General features: G+C 46.1%; 15 protein-coding genes. 11 read left to right on the forward strand and 4 right to left on the reverse strand.

The features are described from left to right. The first annotated feature begins 18 nt into the window (after positions 1 to 18). From lnt to ICE90_RS00150, 5 genes are read left to right on the forward strand one after another with little or no spacing between them, the layout of a single operon-like run. On the forward strand, positions 19 to 1518 hold the full coding sequence (gene lnt / locus ICE90_RS00130; protein WP_216190568.1) for an apolipoprotein N-acyltransferase: 1500 nt from the start codon (positions 19 to 21) through the stop codon (positions 1516 to 1518). A gap of 59 nt (positions 1519 to 1577) precedes the next feature. Further along, complete coding sequence (gene glyQ / locus ICE90_RS00135; protein WP_068319536.1) at positions 1578 to 2468, forward strand: glycine--tRNA ligase subunit alpha; 891 nt, start codon at positions 1578 to 1580, stop codon at positions 2466 to 2468. A gap of 27 nt (positions 2469 to 2495) precedes the next feature. Beyond that, on the forward strand, positions 2496 to 4634 hold the full coding sequence (gene glyS / locus ICE90_RS00140) for a glycine--tRNA ligase subunit beta (protein WP_216190569.1): 2139 nt from the start codon (positions 2496 to 2498) through the stop codon (positions 4632 to 4634). After that, positions 4631 to 5203, forward strand: a complete 573-nt coding sequence (gene gmhB, locus ICE90_RS00145) for a D-glycero-beta-D-manno-heptose 1,7-bisphosphate 7-phosphatase (protein ID WP_215321028.1) — start codon at positions 4631 to 4633, stop codon at positions 5201 to 5203. The genes glyS and gmhB overlap by 4 nt, the downstream gene beginning before the upstream one ends. A 7-nt stretch (positions 5204 to 5210) precedes the next feature. Then, a complete protein-coding gene (locus ICE90_RS00150; protein ID WP_215321029.1) occupies positions 5211 to 5945 on the forward strand; it encodes a 1-acyl-sn-glycerol-3-phosphate acyltransferase in 735 nt (244 codons plus the stop codon). 48 nt (positions 5946 to 5993) lie between these two features. Here the strand turns inward: ICE90_RS00150 and rsmA are convergent, their stop codons facing one another. Genes rsmA through ICE90_RS00170 form a run of 4 tightly spaced genes read right to left on the reverse strand, consistent with a single transcriptional unit; the run spans position 5994 to position 11744 of the window. Then, positions 5994 to 6770, reverse strand: coding sequence for a 16S rRNA (adenine(1518)-N(6)/adenine(1519)-N(6))-dimethyltransferase RsmA (rsmA, locus tag ICE90_RS00155; protein WP_216190570.1), 777 nt, complete (start codon positions 6768 to 6770; stop codon positions 5994 to 5996). A gap of 3 nt (positions 6771 to 6773) precedes the next feature. Beyond that, entirely contained in the window at positions 6774 to 7781 is a 1008-nt protein-coding gene (gene pdxA, locus ICE90_RS00160; RefSeq protein ID WP_216190571.1) for a 4-hydroxythreonine-4-phosphate dehydrogenase PdxA, read from the reverse strand. Then, a complete protein-coding gene (locus ICE90_RS00165) occupies positions 7756 to 9201 on the reverse strand; it encodes a peptidylprolyl isomerase (RefSeq protein WP_251368465.1) in 1446 nt (481 codons plus the stop codon). The genes pdxA and ICE90_RS00165 overlap by 26 nt, the downstream gene beginning before the upstream one ends. A gap of 8 nt (positions 9202 to 9209) precedes the next feature. Then, entirely contained in the window at positions 9210 to 11744 is a 2535-nt protein-coding gene (locus tag ICE90_RS00170; protein ID WP_215321033.1) for an LPS-assembly protein LptD, read from the reverse strand. A gap of 33 nt (positions 11745 to 11777) precedes the next feature. On the opposite strand from ICE90_RS00170, the gene ICE90_RS00175 reads away from it, so the two are divergent. From ICE90_RS00175 to ICE90_RS00200, 6 genes are all read left to right on the forward strand, one after another. After that, positions 11778 to 12779, forward strand: a complete 1002-nt coding sequence (locus ICE90_RS00175; RefSeq protein ID WP_215321034.1) for an aminoglycoside phosphotransferase family protein — start codon at positions 11778 to 11780, stop codon at positions 12777 to 12779. 10 nt (positions 12780 to 12789) lie between these two features. Then, positions 12790 to 13506, forward strand: coding sequence for an N-acetylmuramate alpha-1-phosphate uridylyltransferase MurU (gene murU / locus ICE90_RS00180; RefSeq protein ID WP_216190572.1), 717 nt, complete (start codon positions 12790 to 12792; stop codon positions 13504 to 13506). After that, the gene (locus ICE90_RS00185; RefSeq protein WP_255533254.1) at positions 13499 to 14866 is read left to right on the forward strand and encodes an aminopeptidase P N-terminal domain-containing protein; all 1368 of its coding nucleotides are present in this window, start codon (positions 13499 to 13501) and stop codon (positions 14864 to 14866) included. Before murU ends, ICE90_RS00185 begins: the two co-directional genes overlap by 8 nt. Positions 14867 to 14882: 16 nt before the next feature. Beyond that, complete coding sequence (locus ICE90_RS00190) at positions 14883 to 16040, forward strand: FAD-dependent monooxygenase (protein ID WP_215321037.1); 1158 nt, start codon at positions 14883 to 14885, stop codon at positions 16038 to 16040. Positions 16041 to 16168: 128 nt separating this feature from the next. Beyond that, the gene (dusB, locus tag ICE90_RS00195) at positions 16169 to 17185 is read left to right on the forward strand and encodes a tRNA dihydrouridine synthase DusB (protein WP_215321038.1); all 1017 of its coding nucleotides are present in this window, start codon (positions 16169 to 16171) and stop codon (positions 17183 to 17185) included. A 53-nt stretch (positions 17186 to 17238) separates the two neighbouring features. Next, positions 17239 to 17478, forward strand: a complete 240-nt coding sequence (locus tag ICE90_RS00200) for a helix-turn-helix domain-containing protein (protein WP_072582732.1) — start codon at positions 17239 to 17241, stop codon at positions 17476 to 17478. Positions 17479 to 17497 lie beyond the last annotated feature (19 nt).

The raw sequence follows: 17497 nt of genomic DNA on the forward strand, positions 1-17497 counted from the left end.
CAATCCAATCATTCGGGCATGAGCATCAAAATCTTTTCAGTTTGCATTCTGTTTGTATTGGGGGCGGTCCTTGCTGCCGTTGCTGAGTTACCCTATGGTGGCTGGATTCAGATCCCCGTTCTCAGCCTTCTGTGGTGGCGTCTTGATCAGAAGCCCATCTCCTTTAAAAAACAATTTGTCTTAGGTCTCTCATTCGGCATCGCTTATTTTGTTGTAGGTCTATGGTGGCTTTACATCAGCCTGCATGATGTTGGTGGAATGAATGCGCCACTTGCTTGCATGGGTGTATTTCTGCTCTCTGCTTATGTGGCACTCTATTTCTCATTGGCAACACTTGCTATTCCACTGTTTAAACAGAATCGCTCATTTGGCCTGCTGTTGGCAGCGAGTTGGGTTCTTGCAGAATTTCTAAGAGGCTATATCTTCACTGGATTTCCCTGGATGGGCTTTGCGGAAATCCAGTTCAATGGCCCATTTGCACCTGTCGCACCCTTCTTTGGCGGGCTAGCATGTACCTTTTTGGCAGTATGGGCCTCCTGGGAAATTTACCAAGCTCGCAAGCATGTCATTTCTAGCGCGCTACTCCTCTTGATTGCCATTGGCATCTCTCAAAGCGCTGGTTTATTTGCCTTCACCAAACCAATTGGAGAGCCAATTAGCGTTCGCTTAATACAGGGTAACTTTGAACAAAGTCTGAAATTCAATCCTCAAGCTATTGGTAAGCAAATCAATTTCTATGCTGGAGAGATTACTGCAGAAGCAGCCAACCTCATCATCATTCCTGAGACTGCGTTTCCATGGCCACTTCCAAATTTACCCATTGGCCTGTTAGATTACTTACAAAACTTTTCTAATAAAAGCAGTAGCAATATTCTACTTGGCTTGATCGGCGAAGTGCCTGGAGAAGGCGGTATGCAGTATTCGAATCGCGCTGCTGGACTGTCGCCAAATGCATTGCCATATCAATACGATAAAGCCCACCTCGTTCCCTTTGGAGAATTTATTCCTCTAGGTTTTCAGTGGTTCGTTAAAGCCTTTCATGTACCCATGAGCGACTTTGCAAGAGGAAAGCTGGATCAACCTCTCTTTGCGATTGTGCGCAAGGATCAAGATGATCTTCATGCGGCAATTACGATTTGCTATGAAGACGTCTTTGGTGGTGAACTTGCCTCCCGTATTCAACACAGCGATCAGCCAGTCAACCTACTCATCAATATGACCAATCTAGCCTGGTTTGGTGATTCTCAAGCGTCTACCCAACAACTCAGGCTTTCACAATTGCGCTCCCTGGAAACTGGGCTTCCCGCCTTGCGTGCCACCAATACTGGGATTACTGCGGTTCTTGGTCCTGATGGCAGAGTGCTGAAAGCGCTCCCGGAATTTACCCAAACAACCCTCAGTACCCAGGTTCAGGCCTACTCTGGTAAAACGCCTTATGTCATTTGGGGTAATTTACCGATTTTGGGTATTTCTTGCCTGCTCTTGCTTTGGGGTCTGATTCGTCAGAGACGTTTTTAAGTATTTTTAACTCCAGAGTGCTCTAGCCATGTAAAATCAAAGGCTTAGCCAGGTTAATCATGCTTACTTTTCAGCAAATCATTCTCAAACTTCAAGATTATTGGGACCAACAAGGTTGTGCCCTACTACAACCTATCGACCTCGAGGTTGGTGCTGGTACATCCCATACCGCCACCTTCCTACGCGCCATTGGTCCTGAGCCTTGGAAAGCGGCTTACGTTCAGCCATCCCGCCGACCTAAAGATGGTCGCTATGGCGAGAACCCAAACCGCTTACAACACTACTATCAATATCAAGTAGTCCTCAAGCCGGCACCTGAAAATATTCTCGATCTTTACCTAGGATCTCTTGCCGCTTTAGGCTTAGACCTTAAAGAGAATGATGTTCGTTTTGTAGAGGACGATTGGGAAAACCCAACGCTGGGTGCATGGGGTCTTGGCTGGGAAGTTTGGCTCAATGGCATGGAGGTGACACAGTTCACTTACTTCCAACAAGTAGGCGGCTTAGATTGCAAACCTGTTCTTGGTGAGATTACCTATGGCATCGAACGTTTGGCAATGTATATCCAAAACTGCTCTAACGTCTACGACTTAGTATGGGCCGATGGCATCTCCTATGGCGATGTGTATCACCAGAATGAAGTGGAGCAATCTTGCTACAATTTTGAACACTCTAATACTGATTTACTCTTTGCCAACTTCACAAACTATGAAAGTGAAGCAAAGCGTTTGATGGAAGTTCCACTGGCACTACCTGCTTACGAGATGGTTCTGAAAGCTGCGCACACATTTAATTTACTGGATGCGCGTGGCGCTATCTCGGTTACTGAGCGCGCAGCTTACATAGGTCGCATTCGCAATCTTTCTCGCGCAGTGGCTCAAGCTTACTTTGAGTCTAGAGAAAAACTGGGCTTCCCAATGTGTCAACGTCAAGCTAAAGCTCAGGCTTAAGCGCATCGAGATTTCTGCATTCCACTTATGAGCACATCTAATTTAAAACCTCAATCAGCGACTTTATTGATCGAGGTATTTACCGAAGAACTGCCACCTAAGACTCTGCGTCGCTTAGGTGATGCATTTAGCGAAGGCATCTTTGCAGGACTCAAAACAGCCGGCCTTGCATCAGAATCATCGAGGATGACCGGCTTTGCAACCCCGCGCCGTTTAGCCGTTCAAGTCACTAACGTTCTTGATCAAGCGCCCGACTACCCTGTGCGGGAAAAATTATTACCTACTAGCATTGCATTTGACGCTGAAGGCAAGGCAACCCCACCACTACTCAAAAAATTAGGCGCTCTTGGGTATGGGGATATTGATCTTGCCACTTTAGAAAAAGCAGGCGAGGGTAAGAATGAAGCCCTGTACCTTAATGTCATTGCTAAAGGTGCTGCGCTTGAGAAAACTGCACAGGCTGCGCTTGAGCAAACATTGAGCAAGCTGCCCATTGCAAAAATGATGCACTACCAAGTGCTGCAAAAGGATGGTCAATTGGCCGACGTGCAATTTGCTCGTCCTGCCCACCGCATCATTGCACTACACGGCGACAGTACTTTAAAAATCAGTGCTTTGGGTATCGATGCGGCCAATCAAACCGAAGGGCATCGTTTCCTGGCTCCTGGTCTCATCACTATTACAAATGCAGACCAATACGAGACCACTTTGCAGTCCAACGCGAAGATTATTCCTAGCTTCAATCAGCGTCGGGCGCAAATTGAAGCGGCCCTATTAAAAGCGGCTGGCGATGATTTGGTATTGATGCCGGATAGCCTTCTAGATGAAGTAACAGCCCTTGTTGAGTGGCCGGCCATCTATGAATGCCATTTTGATCAAGAGTTCTTAGAAGTGCCTCAAGAATGCTTGATTTTGACCATGCAAACCAATCAAAAGTACTTTGCATTAACAGACAAGCAAGGCAAATTACGTAATCGCTTCTTGATTGCTTCTAATATTGAAACAGGTAAGCCTGATGCCATCATTTCAGGCAATGAGCGCGTTGTACGCCCACGCTTGTCCGATGCTCGCTTCTTCTTCCAACAAGATCAAAAGCGCCCTTTGGCTTCTCGTGTGGCAGATCTTGGTAAGGTGGTTTATCACAACCAGTTAGGCAATCAGCTAGATCGCACAAAGCGCGTTCAAGGGTTAGCTGTAGGTATCGCCAAAAAACTGGGTGCCGATGAAAAGCTAGCATCACGCGCTGCAGAAATTGCTAAAACAGACTTACTAACCGATATGGTTGGCGAGTTTCCGGAGTTGCAAGGAATCATGGGGCGCTATTACGCTACTCATGATGGCGAGAATGCTGATGTTGCTAGTGCTTGCAGCGAACACTATATGCCGCGCTTTGCCGGCGATGCTTTGCCACAAACCCAAACTGGCACGATCTTAGCCATTGCCGACAAACTAGAAACATTGGTTGGCATTTGGGGTGTTGGACTTGCCCCTACAGGCGATAAAGACCCGTATGCTCTACGTCGTCATGCCTTAGGTATTTGCCGCTTGCTCTTGGAAAAGAATCTTTCACTCAATTTGCCTGAATTAATTGAATTAGCTCGTGCGCAGTTTCCCCAAGCGGATGTACAAGAAAAAGCAAAGGCTGCCGATATCTATGCCTTCATCATTGATCGCTTACGCGCCTATTTGCGAGACCAATCAGTTGCTGGTAAAGCATTTACTAGCGCCGAGATTGATGCTGTCCTGAGTCAAGACCCAGCGCAAATTAATGATTTAATCGAGCGCTTGACTGCCTTGCGTGAATTTAATGCTCTGGCAGAAGCGGCTCAGCTCGCTGCTGCTAATAAACGCATTAGCAATATTCTAAAGAAAACCACTACCGCTATTCCTGTAGCGTGTTCAGCCAAATTACTGCAAATTCCTGCAGAGGCAACACTACACAAGGCATTGGAAGCGGTGACTCCTGCACTCAATACCGCTTATGAGAAGCGTCAATTTGTTGAACTCTTAAGAGCGCTGGTCGCCTTGAGCGGACCAATTGATCAATTCTTTGCGGATGTGATGGTCATGGATCCTAATCCTGAGCTACGTGATAACCGCTTAGCCCTCCTGCAACAACTTCACCAGAAAATGAATCTCGTTGCCGATCTCGGCAAATTAGCATGAGCTCCAGCTCTTCTAAATTAGTCATTCTTGATCGCGATGGCGTGATCAATGAAGATCGCGATGATTATGTAAAGTCAGTGGACGAATGGCTTCCCCTTCCAGGAAGCTTAGAGGCGATAGCCTTACTCAATCAAGCGGGCTATCAAATTGCCTTGGCAACCAATCAGTCAGGTCTTTCCAGGGGCTACTTCACAGTTAATGATCTACATGCCATGCATAGCAAAATGGAGGCTTTGCTAAAGCCATTAGGTGGTCATATCGACAGCATCTTCTTTTGCCCCCATCAAGATTCACATCAATGTGATTGCCGTAAACCGGCCCCAGGAATGATGAAAGAAATTGCATTGCGCTACAAGAGGATAGATAGCATCAAACCACTGACAGGCGTTCCTATAGTGGGGGATTCTTTACGGGATCTCCAGGCTGGCGTAGCCTTGGGAGCTTCACCCCACCTAGTACTCACCGGCAAGGGTGAAAAAACGCTTACAAAAGGTGATCTACCTGAAGGCACGCAAATTCATGCTGATCTACTGGCTTTTGCAAATGCACTTTTAGAAAATAAGGTTTAGACCCGTCGTGAAATTGATTCGCTCCATCCTCTTTGCCTTATTTTTAGTTATATTCACGCCCATTTGGTCAGTGCTATGCATGTTGGCCTTTCCATTCCTAAGCCCAGAAAACCGTTACACATTTATTGGGCTCTGGAACAAAATCGTTATCGCCCTATTAAAGCCATTGTGCGGCATTCATTATGAAATCCGCGGCATAGAGAATATGCAGGCCGTACTCAATGAACGCGTCATCATCTTAAGTAAGCACCAGTCCGCTTATGAAACCATTGCGTATATCGCACTACTGCCAAAACAACTTTGCTTTGTCTTTAAGCGCGAACTACTTTGGATCCCATTTTTTGGTTGGGCACTCGCCTTACTAAAGATGATCCACATTAATCGTTCTAATAAGCAGACAGCAGCCCATTCTGTAGCGACTCAAGGTCGTAAACGCTTAAGTGAAGGTAAATGGATCATGCTCTTTCCAGAAGGCACTAGAACTCCTATTGGATCAACGAAGCCTTACCGCAAAGGTGGGGCACGCCTTGCGAATGCTACAGATGCACTAGTGATTCCGATTGCACACAACGCTGGTCGTTGCTGGCCGAAAAATAGCTTTGTCAAGGAACCGGGCACAGTCATCTTTTCAATTGGTCCAGCAATTAGCTCAACCAATAAATCAGCAGAAGAGCTCCAACGGGAAGTAGAAGGCTGGATTGAAGCTGAAATGCGCGTGATTGACCCCAGCGCTTATAAATAATTCACTAGAAGGTAGTAATTCAGTGCTGAGTCAGGACTGAATATTGATTTATGAGGCTAGAACTTTAGCCCACTCGATATAGCGGTCAACGGAAATATCCTGGGCTCTTGCCTTAAGCTCTATCCCCGTCAAACTCAATCTGTCTGAAAAAGCACTCAAATTAGTCCGCAACATTTTTCTTCTTTGGGAGAAGGCGGCGGCAACTACTTTTTCCAATGAATTCCATTGAGCATCAGTCAATGTGAAGTCCCTTCTTGGGATCATCCGCACTACAGCTGAGTTCACTTTGGGCTGAGGATCAAAAGCCTCAGGAGGCACCTCTAGCACTAGCTCCATGTCGTAACGGGCTTGTAGCATGACCGACAAACGACTGAAATCAGAACTTCCGGCCTTTGCAACCATTCTTTCCACCACCTCAGCTTGCAACATAAATACCTGCTCATCAATTGAGGCCGCAGCAGAAACCAAATGGAACAATAAAGGCGAAGAAATATTGTATGGAAGATTACCAACCACTTTACATAAACCTTGCTTGGTCGATCTATTTTGAGCCCATGTCAAAAAGTCAAACTTGAGCGCATCACCCTCAATCACTGTGAGGCTTTTGAGATTTTTCTCATTCCAAAAAGCCACCAAATCACGGTCAATCTCCAAAAGATCTAGGTGATCAAGATTGCTCAGTAAAGGAAGGGTTAGCGCACCCAGGCCAGGACCAATCTCAATGACATGCATATCCGCACCAGGATTGATAAGCGCAACAATAGAATAAATAATTCCATTGTCCTGCAAAAAGTTTTGGCCAAATCGTTTCCGAGCGCGATGCATGTTTTAGACTTGCTTTCGTTTATTCAGAGCCAACTTATATGCCAAACGCAAAGCCTCAAGCATGCTCTTAGAGTCCGCCACACCTTTACCGGCGATATCCAAAGCGGTTCCGTGATCTACAGAAGTGCGAATAATGGGCAATCCTAAAGTGACATTAACGCCATTACCAAAGGTCACAAACTTAAACGGCGCGAGTCCTTGATCGTGATACATCGCAATAAAAGCATCTACTTGTGCAACAGATTCTGGATCAAACATTGTGTCGCCAGGATAAGGGCCAGAAACATGGATTCCCATCTTCTTGGCTGCTTCAATTGACGGTGAGATGGCATCAATCTCCTCTCGGCCCAAATAACCTGACTCTCCTGCATGTGGATTTAAACCCGCCATTCGAATGATGGGCTTAGCGATTCCGAATTTCTGCTGTAAATCTTGATTGACGATTTGAATCGTTTCCAATATCAAGTCATAACTCACCGCTGGCGCAACTTCCTTTAAAGGAAGATGAGTTGTGACGAGAGCAACACGTAAATCCCTGGGTACCTTGAGCCCCAAAAATCCAATGGGCAATGGTGCGCACAACATCATCACCACATGAGAAACCTTGCAGCGCTGTGCAAGGTATTCCGTATGCCCTGTAAATGGCGTACCAGCCTCATTAATAATGCTTTTTTGAAGAGGCGCAGTCACCATGGCGTCAAAGCGCCCTTGCTGACAACCATCAATCGCCTGATCTAAAAGATTCACCACATACTGAGCGTTTTGCGAATTCAAACTCCCCAAAACAACAGGGGCTCCCAGGGGAAAGGATTGGATTTGTAATCGACTAGATAACTCTGAGCTAAGCCCCTTAGATAATGTCAATAACTGGTCGTTACCCAATAAAGTGATGCGAGCATCTGCATGTTCACGTAGAAACTCCAGCGAAGCAGCTAAAGAAACTTCTGGCCCGATACCGGCTGGTTCACCTGTAGTTATAACGAGATTAACGAGGTGCGCTGCTTGCTGCATCTTCCACGTTCAGAATTTTTACAGTTGCATTATCACGCAGCTCACGCATCCACTCTTGATAAGCTTGCTCAAACTTTCTCTCACGGATTGCTGCTTTTGCAAATTGACGCTGCTTTTCAACGGTCAGCTGGCCTTCGCGACGCTCTAATACCTGAATTAAGTGCCAACCAAACTCGGTTTTTACAGGGTTACTAACTTCGCCAATTTGTAAGCGATTCATAGCTTGCTCAAATTCAGGAACCAAATCTCCAGGACTCATCCAACCTAACTCACCGCCATTTGCCGCAGATCCATCTTCAGAATATTTCTTTGCAAGTTCCGCAAAGTCCGCAGTCTTTGCCCGCACCTGATCACGGTAGCCCTGCAAGCGCCTCTCTGCATCTTGATCACTTAACCCAGGACGACTTCTTAACAAGATGTGGCGAGATAAAGTTTGGGTAATGGGAATATTTTGCGGGGTAGGTGAACCGGCATCAGATGCTGTAGCTTGTTGTTGAGGAGTGCTAGCGCCTGCTGCACGGCGATCTAGAACTTTGAGCACATGGTACCCAGCAGGACTTTTAACAACTGTATTAGCAACCTGGCCACCACCAGTATTACGAATAGCCTCATAAAACAATTGCGGCAAACGATCAGGAGTACGGTAGCCCAACTCTTGAAACTTAATCTTTGGATTATCTTTTGCAGCCATTGCACCTAGCTGCAGAAAATCGACATCCCCACGAGCATCCTTTAATAGAGCGTCCGCTTTCTTTTTTGCTTCAGCCTGAGCCCCCGCACCGGCACCGGTATCAACCGGGATAAAGATTTGCGCTACATCAATTTCCTCCGGCTCGCCGTTAGCTGCTGGAGTTGACCGTGGCGCACCGCCTGATGTCATGGCACGAGTACGCTCGGCAATGAAGTTATCTATCTCAGCATCTGATATTTTGAGCTTACCCTCAACTTCGCGCTCTCGATAGCGGGTAACGATGACATCATCGCGCAAGGTCTCCTTATAACGCTCAAACGTAGTCCCAGTAGCGATTACCTTAGCTTTAAATTCTGCATAACTTAGCTTGTTCTTGGCGGCAATGTCACCAATAATTCTGTCCAACTCCTTATTGGTAACCTTAACCCCTTCTTGATCAGCATTTTGCAGTTGGATTTTTTCTAAAATGAGTCGATCTAAAATTACCTTACGCAGTGAACCATCTTCAGGTAATTTCACACCTTGTTTTTTAAGTGCAGCAATTCGGTCATCAATCTCTTTACGGGTTACATAACCCGTGTTGACAACTGCAGCTACGCCATCAATATTACGAATTTTGCTTTCGGCAATAGTATTCGTCTTTGCCGAATCCTGGGCAAAAGCAATATTCACAAATAATCCAATGCCAATTAAAATGGCATGAATACTAATTTGTTTAAAACGTTTCATACAAAGCATTATTGATAGTTCTCGTATGTTGAAGGTGGTATAGGCTTGGAAGTAGGCATATATCCGGGAACATTTAGCTTCATGATATCAACAGGATTGCCTCCAGCGCTACCAAAGCCCTTAAATTCAACCTGAAAGAGCACCTGAGTGGTGGTTATTTGCGAAGTATTTAAGACTTGGGAGTAAGCCCCACGGAAAGTCCAGCAGTCCCTGCTCCACTCCAAGGCCACTAAGGAGTTCAAAGTCTTAGTAGTCAAGGCATCATATCCCCAACGTCCTAAAACAGAAATTTCCCGAGTAATAGGCCATTGCCCAGAAATATTGTATTGATCCGTTGTCGTTTGAGCCAGGGTTGCTGGAGTTGGACCAAAAGCCTGCGTGGGAGGAGACCAAACATTCCGGTATCCGAAATTTAAACTCCTGCCTTGTGTTGGGCGCCAACTACCACCAACCGTAGTTTGTACAAATTTATTTAACTGGGTGTTGTATTGACCAAATAAATCCGCACTAAAGTTTCCAAGCAGGCGAAGTGAAGCAGAACCTAAAGTATCAGAATACGTAGTTGGATTCAGAATCGTTCCATTCAGACCAACCTTTTGTCCAGTGAACTGCTGCTTTTGAGCAAGTGTTACGTTCGCACGTTCCGCTCCAGTATTAGCCTCAATCATGCGACTGGTTAAACCAAGGGTGGTGGCATTACTATCTGCAATACGATCATTACCAACAAAAGTATTTTCACTGAAAATTTGGGAAACACCAAAACCAGCATCAGCCGTATCAAACAGGGGTGTCTGCGATTGATTTTGATAGGGCGTATAAACATAGAAAGCGCGCGGCTCCATTGTCAGCAACATATCACGGCCAAAGAAGCCCTTTAATTCAGCAGCATCCCTTTCAAACGCCAGGCCCGAATCCAGACTAAATGTTGGGATCGTAAAGCCTTGCGGTGGGGGTGCAGCGCCTAGAGGATTGGCGCTAGTAACTGCAGCAGTAGCAGCATAAGTATTAGACTGAAAACTGACCTTTGGAGTGATGTAGTAGCCCGGAGTAATCTGCGGTAGAGCCATTGCACCCTTAATAACAGTTCGATCCGCTTGACTATATAAGTATCCAGCCGGGGCATAAGCTAAATTACTATTTACGTTATACGCAAAACGGGTGTAATCCGTAGAAAAGGTGGTGGCAGGGCCTGTTGGCAACGTCACATACTTACCACTGACATCTGCCACCGCTGGAGTAAGTCGATTGTTGTAGGACGCATTAATATTCGGCAATACATTGTAGGGAGATTGCACTGGGGCAGTTAGGTCAGGCTGCAAGGTCTGGAAGGTGATTGCTTTTGCTGAAACATTCCAATTACTTAAACTTCCCGTTAGCCCTTTCGTGGTCCCAACCTCTTGGCGAAACTGACTTGTAACGGCTCCTGCAATACTTTGCGAGAAATCCGTTGGATATAAATTGTCAGAAACACGGGACATATTTGCATAACCTGACCATGCGCCTGGCATCGGAATGCCGCCAGGACCTACACTCCCACTAAATACTTGTCGTTGTTGCCAGTCATACTTCCAGCGACTGGTGCCGGTTTTTTTGTCGTATGACATATATTCACCCATCGCAGTTCCGGAGTACTGAGTATCTAAGAAGCGATATTGCGCGCCGAGCATTGCACCGCGATGATTCATATAGCGGGGCAATAAAAGCAAGTCACGATTAGGGGCGATATTGACGTAGTAAGGCTGGGTAATATCAAGGCCGTTATTAGAACTGTAGCCAGCGACCGGAGCAAGTAAACCAGTGCGACGTTGTCCTCCAGTAGGCGCAGTGAAATAAGGAACATAGGCAATAGGCACATCAAAGAAACGCATCACACCATGGGTCCCTACCATCTCCTTTTGCTCATTATCGATTTCTAGAGTGCTGGCAGAAAAATACCAATCCATGTTTTGCGGTGTACAGGTGGTGTACGTTGCTTTATCAAAAACAAAGATATCGGTATTTTCAATCGTTAATTTTTTAACCTGGCCATTACCGCCGTTATCCCTCAATTCATATTCGGCTGTCTCCATAGAGCCCTCGCGCGCATCAACCTTGAAAGTTCCTTTGGGCCCTTTAAAAGTTACATTCCCCTTAGAGAGCTCCACATTCCCTAATAAATCGGCAACGTCGGTGTCGGGGTTATAAGTAATTTCATCCGCTTTAACGACCCCACCATTGCGGCGAATTTGGGCTCGTCCTTGTAAATGCATATCACGATCAACAACTCCATTTACTGAATCGCTTGAAGTAAAGGTTAAAGCCTCTCCATCATTAATGGGCTTACCGACCCGCAGCTGATCATCCAACTTTAAAACAGTGACATTGCCGCGATCTGGCAATAAAACGGTATTGGTATTAGCTTGTGCATTTGCAGGCAAAGGAGCAGGTGCTTGAGCACGTCCGCAGAGGGCAAATTGAAGCAATGCCACCCCCATCAATACGCGCAGGGTTACATGCAAAAAAAGAGGGGCGCAAAGGCCGGCGCGACGGCGATAATGACTCATAGATCCAGACCCGCCTTATTATACGAATCGACCATGACTGACTCACGCTTAAACACCCTCCGTAACTGGCTAAAAGCCCTAGAAGCTAGCTGGCAATTAGATCTCGACTCTTTGGTGCCAGCCTCGGCTGACGCCAGCTTTCGACGCTATTTTCGAATTGAGTCCAAAAAGCCCAATTTTGGGACTTTGATCGTAATGGACGCCCCGCCCCAACATGAGCCTTTGGATGCCTTTATAAAGGTCGATTTATTACTCGCTGAGGCTGGTCTAAATGTGCCAAAAATCCTAGAGCAAAATCTTGCTGAAGGCTTCTTGCTCTTAAACGATTTAGGCACTAAAACCTACTTAGCCGAGCTCAACAATGAAACGGCTGATTATCTTTACAAAGATGCAACTCACGCTCTAGTGCTCATGCAATCAGCAAGCAAACCAGGGGTTTTGCCAAACTATGATGAAGCGCTATTACAACGAGAATTAGATTTATTTCCAGAGTGGTATCTAAAAAAGCATCTCAATATCAATCTGAGCGAACAACAAACAGAACAGCTCAAGAAATCTTTTGAGTTCATTATTGAAAATAATTTAGCTCAAGCTAAAGTGTATGTTCATCGTGATTACCATTCTCGCAACTTAATGGTGACTGAAAAACGTAATCCTGGAGTAATTGACTTTCAGGATGCAGTTTACGGACCTATTACTTATGATGCTTCTTCACTGTGGCGTGATGCCTATATTGCATGGCCCGAAGAATGTGTGATTGATTGGGTTATTAAATTTTGGGAGGATGGTCGTAAAGCAGGATTGCCAATGCCAAATGATTTTGGACAGTTCTATCGTGACTTTGAATGGATGGGCTTACAGCGCCACCTTAAAGTTTTGGGCATTTTTGCAAGACTCCTTCATCGTGACGGCAAGGATGGGTACATTAAAGATATTCCACTTGTGTTGGAATACGCTATTGCAACAGCGAACCGTTATATTGAACTAAAACCATTAGCCCGGATTCTGGAATCTACTCGCATAAATCAAGCGTAATTCATAAACCATGAGTCAGCTCAATCCCATACCTTGTTTTTTACTAGCGGCTGGACGCGGCGAGCGTATGCGCCCCCTTACAGATGATTTACCCAAGCCTTTACTCGCTATTCAAAAAAAATCTTTGCTGGAGTGGCATTTGGAAGCGCTGGCAAAGGCAAAGATTCAGGATGTCGTGATTAACCATGCTTGGTTGGGTGAAAAAATTGAGGCAGCCCTAGGTAATGGAGATCAATTTGGTCTTCACATTAAATACTCTCCGGAAGGCAGGGCCCTTGAAACCGCTGGGGGTATTTGCAAGGCGCTCCCCATCATTGCACCCAAAGACTACTTCTTAGTCATTAATGGGGATGTATTTAGCCCGAAGCTACCAATTACCCAGCTTTTGGAAGCAACCTCCAAAATGCGAATGGACGAAAGCAAGCCTTTGGCCCACCTATTAATGGTCCCCAACCCAGTCCAGCATCCTGAAGGAGATTTTTACCTCCAAGGTTCGGTGGTTGGAAACACCCAATCACTTGGAGCAGAAAAGCTCACCTTCTCTGGAATTGGGATTTATCACAAAGACCTCTTCCAAGACTTGGAATTCGGTACCCCAGCTAAGCTCGCGCCCCTATTAAGAACTGCCATGGAGCAAAATAAAGTGTCTGGTGAAAAATATCTCGGTCCATGGCACGATGTAGGCACACCACAACGCTTACAAGAGCTTAATGCAGCATATGAATAAAACGAATATTTATCAGCTTCGTAGAAACCAATTAGCAGAACAAATCTTTGCCAAGACTGGCGGAGGTATTGTTGTCATCTCAACTGCTCCTGAACTTTCTCGCAACCGTGACAGTGAATTTCCTTATCGTCACGACAGCGACTTTTATTATCTGACGGGTTTCGAGGAGCCGGGCGCAACACTCGTCATGAAGGTTGGTAGCTATGGAAAAAACTTCCAACTGCAATCCCACTTATTTTGTAGACCCAAAGATTCTGAGCGAGAAATTTGGGATGGCATTCGCCTTGGGCCTGAAGCAGCACCGGACGCTTTGGGTATTGACTACGCATATAGCAACCAAGAGTTAGATCAAAAACTCGGTGACTTACTGGCTGATCAAGATGCGGTATATATTCGCCTTGCTGAGAGCGCCGAAGCCGATAGACGCCTACGTCACTGGATGAAACAGGTGCGTGGACAAGCACGTTCTGGTGTAAATCCACCATCAGAATTTCATGATGTTGAAACGCTGATTCATGAAATGCGTTTATTTAAAGATGTAGATGAAATTGATATCATGCGCCGAGCTGCAGAGATCTCAGCTCGTGCGCATATCCGCGCTATGCAAGTCTGTAAGCCTGGCCTACGTGAATATCAACTTGAAGCTGAATTACTACATGAGTTCCGCAATAGCGGTTCGCAAAGTGTTGCCTACAACAGCATTGTTGCCGGTGGTGCAAACTCTTGCATTCTTCACTATCGCGCAGGCTCAACTGAATTACGTAGTGGCGAGCTTTGTCTGATTGATGCGGGTTGTGAACTCAATGGTTATGCATCAGACATTACACGTACCTTTCCAGTCAATGGGAAATTTACGGGACCGCAACGAGCTTTGTATGACATCACATTAGCCGCGCAAGAAGCTGCGATTGCGATGACCAGGCCTGGCAATACATTTATGCAGCCACATGAGGCGGCACTTAAAGTGCTGACCCAAGGTCTGCTGGATGAAAAGCTTCTCAAACTTTCAGAGTTGGGTTCTTTAGAAAACGCCATTGAGACTGGCGCCTACCGTCGTTTCTACATGCACCGCACGTCCCACTGGCTGGGCATGGATGTCCACGATGTAGGCTCTTATCGTGAAACCGCCCAAAACCTATCAAGCGAAGAAAAGCCTTGGCGCATCCTAAAAAGCGGCATGGTGATTACGGTGGAACCAGGCCTCTATATCAGACCTACTGATGATGTTGATCAGGCCTTTTGGAATATTGGTATTCGTATTGAAGATGACGCTGTCATCAATGATTTTGGGTGTGAGTTGATTTCTCGAGGCGTACCTGTCACAGCCGATGAAATCGAAGCACTCATGAAGAATGCTTAAGACCGCCATAATAAAAATGAATTCATCTCATTGCGATATCTTGATTCAAGGCGGCGGGCCAGTTGGGCTTGCTTGTGCTGCCTGGACCCTGCAGAAATTCCCCGAAGCAAAGATTATTTTGCTTGATCGCAACCCCGTAAATGACAACGATCTTGCAAGTGCCGACAGCCGAGGCATTGCCCTATCGCACGGCAGCAAACTCTTGCTCGATACGATTAATGCATGGCCAAAAGAGTTTGCAGAAATTCATCGAGTGCATGTTTCGCAAGCGGGTCGCTTTGGCCGCGCGCTGATGACGCGTGAAGAGCTCAAGCAAGATGCGCTAGGGCACATTATTCGTTATCGCGACATTCATATGGCTCTGCGTCACTCCTTACGGGCTATTCAAGCAAAGAGCCCTAACTTCGTTTGGAAGCACATCAATCCGGATGTCGAGGAAAAAAGCATCTACGCTCAATGCATCGTGCATGCTGAGGGTGGTTTATTTAAGACGCAAGACTGGGTTGAATCTGGACGCGACTATGGGCAGTCAGCCCTCGTAGGTTTAGTTGAGGTTGAGAATGCGGAACCTCATCAAGCTTGGGAACGTTTTACTGCTGAAGGTCCGTTAGCCGTTTTACCAAGTCACTACGGACATCATATTTTGAATCTGGTTTGGTGCGGCTCGCCAGAATCGTCGCAGCATCGCTTGCAACTGAGTGACACAGATTTCTTAGTTGAACTACAAAAAGAATTTGGTTCACGGATTGGACGTTTTCTGAAAATTCAAGATCGTCGTTTATATGAACTTGGCTTGAACTATCGCAAAGCGATTACTCATGACAATGAGGTTTGGGTTGGCAATGCCGCTCAAACTTTGCACCCAGTAGCGGGTCAAGGCCTGAATTTAGGATTACGAGATGCCTTCTTACTGTCGGAGAAGTTAGTTGAGGTATTTTCTGGGGCTGCCGAGAATCAATCTCCAGCAGACATCCAAAATGCACTCCAGAGTTACGCTCAAAGTCGCAAAGCTGATAGAACAACAACCATCGGACTGACAGACTTTATGGCTAGAGTATTTACATCCAATTTAGCCCCAGTTGTTGTAGCCCGTGGATTGGCTTTAAGCGCCCTGCAGTGGCTTCCGCCGTTCAAGACAGCCTTAGCTCGCCAGATGATGTTTGGTAGGCGCTAAAGCCCTTAAATCACCCTCAAAATATAAGCATTCTCTGTTTGATCTGTAGCAAGCAATCTGCCTAAAAATTAGGCAGATTTGAGCCTGACTGTGCTAAAGTGTCATGCTTTCCGCCCAAGCCCTTTCAGATGAACATTGGTCCTCACCTCCTCGCAAATAGATTATTTGTAGCGCCTATGGCTGGGGTAACGGACCGCCCATTTAGACAGCTTTGCAAGAAATTGGGCGCCGGATATGCCGTATCCGAAATGGTGGCCTCAAATGCCCTTCTTTGGAAGAGTGAAAAGACTCAACGCCGCGCCAACCATGTTGGTGAATTCAAGCCGATTGCCGTTCAAATTGCCGGGGCTGACCCCGCGATGATGGCGGCAGCTGCAAAAATAAACGTTGATCATGGCGCTCAGATTATTGACATCAACATGGGTTGCCCGGCCAAAAAAGTTTGCAATGTTGCAGCTGGTTCCGCCCTATTGCGAGATGAGCCTCTGGTGCAGCAAATTCTAGAAGCGGTTGTAAATGCCGTTGGTGTCGGTCCAGATGCGGTACCAGTTACTTTGAAAATTCGTACAGGCTGGGATCGTGAACATAAGAATGCCATTGAGATAGCGCGTCTCGCAGAAAAATCTGGCATCTCCATGCTGACGGTCCATGGCCGCACGAGAGCAGACCTGTATCACGGTGAAGCAGAGTATGAAACGATTACGGCAGTCAAAAATAGTGTGAAGATTCCGGTAGTGGCTAATGGTGATATCACCAGCCCAGAAAAGGCAGAGCAGGTTATAAAGCTCACTGGTGCTGATGCCATCATGATTGGTCGAGCTGCTCAAGGTCGCCCTTGGATCTTCCGTGAAATCAACCACTATCTTGAAACCGGTGGCAAGCTGCCAACCCCGGAGATCAATGAGATTCAGGGCATCATGAATGCCCACCTCTTAGACCACTATGAGTTTTATGGTGAGCATATTGGCCTGCGAACTGCACGTAAACATATTGGTTGGTACTGCAAAGGGCTGCGTGACTCCCACGCATTTCGCCAGCGCATGAATACTGCCGACGACTGTAAAACTCAACTGCAAATGGTCAATGATTATTTTGACGAAATGAAATCCCATTCTGACCGCTTGTTATTTTTGGAAGCGGCATAGTTTTAGCTTAAATTAATTTCTTTATTTTTTTGTTTTTGTATTGATAGATTGTTATGACCAATAAGCACCCAATTACCGAATGTATTGAAACCCAATTGCAGGGTTACCTGAATGACCTCAAAGGAACTGCACCAACTGATATCTATGACATGGTATTGGCCGTTGTTGAAAAACCGATGCTGGAATTAGTGATGCAACATGCCAAGCAGAATCAATCACTGGCAGCGCAATATCTAGGCATTAATCGCAACACCCTGCACAAGAAGTTGGTTGAACATCAACTTCTGAAGTAACCGCAAACTTTACTAATAA

It is taken from the genome of Polynucleobacter sp. AP-RePozz3-80-G7, from assembly GCF_018882145.1.
In the GTDB taxonomy this organism is placed as follows: domain Bacteria; phylum Pseudomonadota; class Gammaproteobacteria; order Burkholderiales; family Burkholderiaceae; genus Polynucleobacter.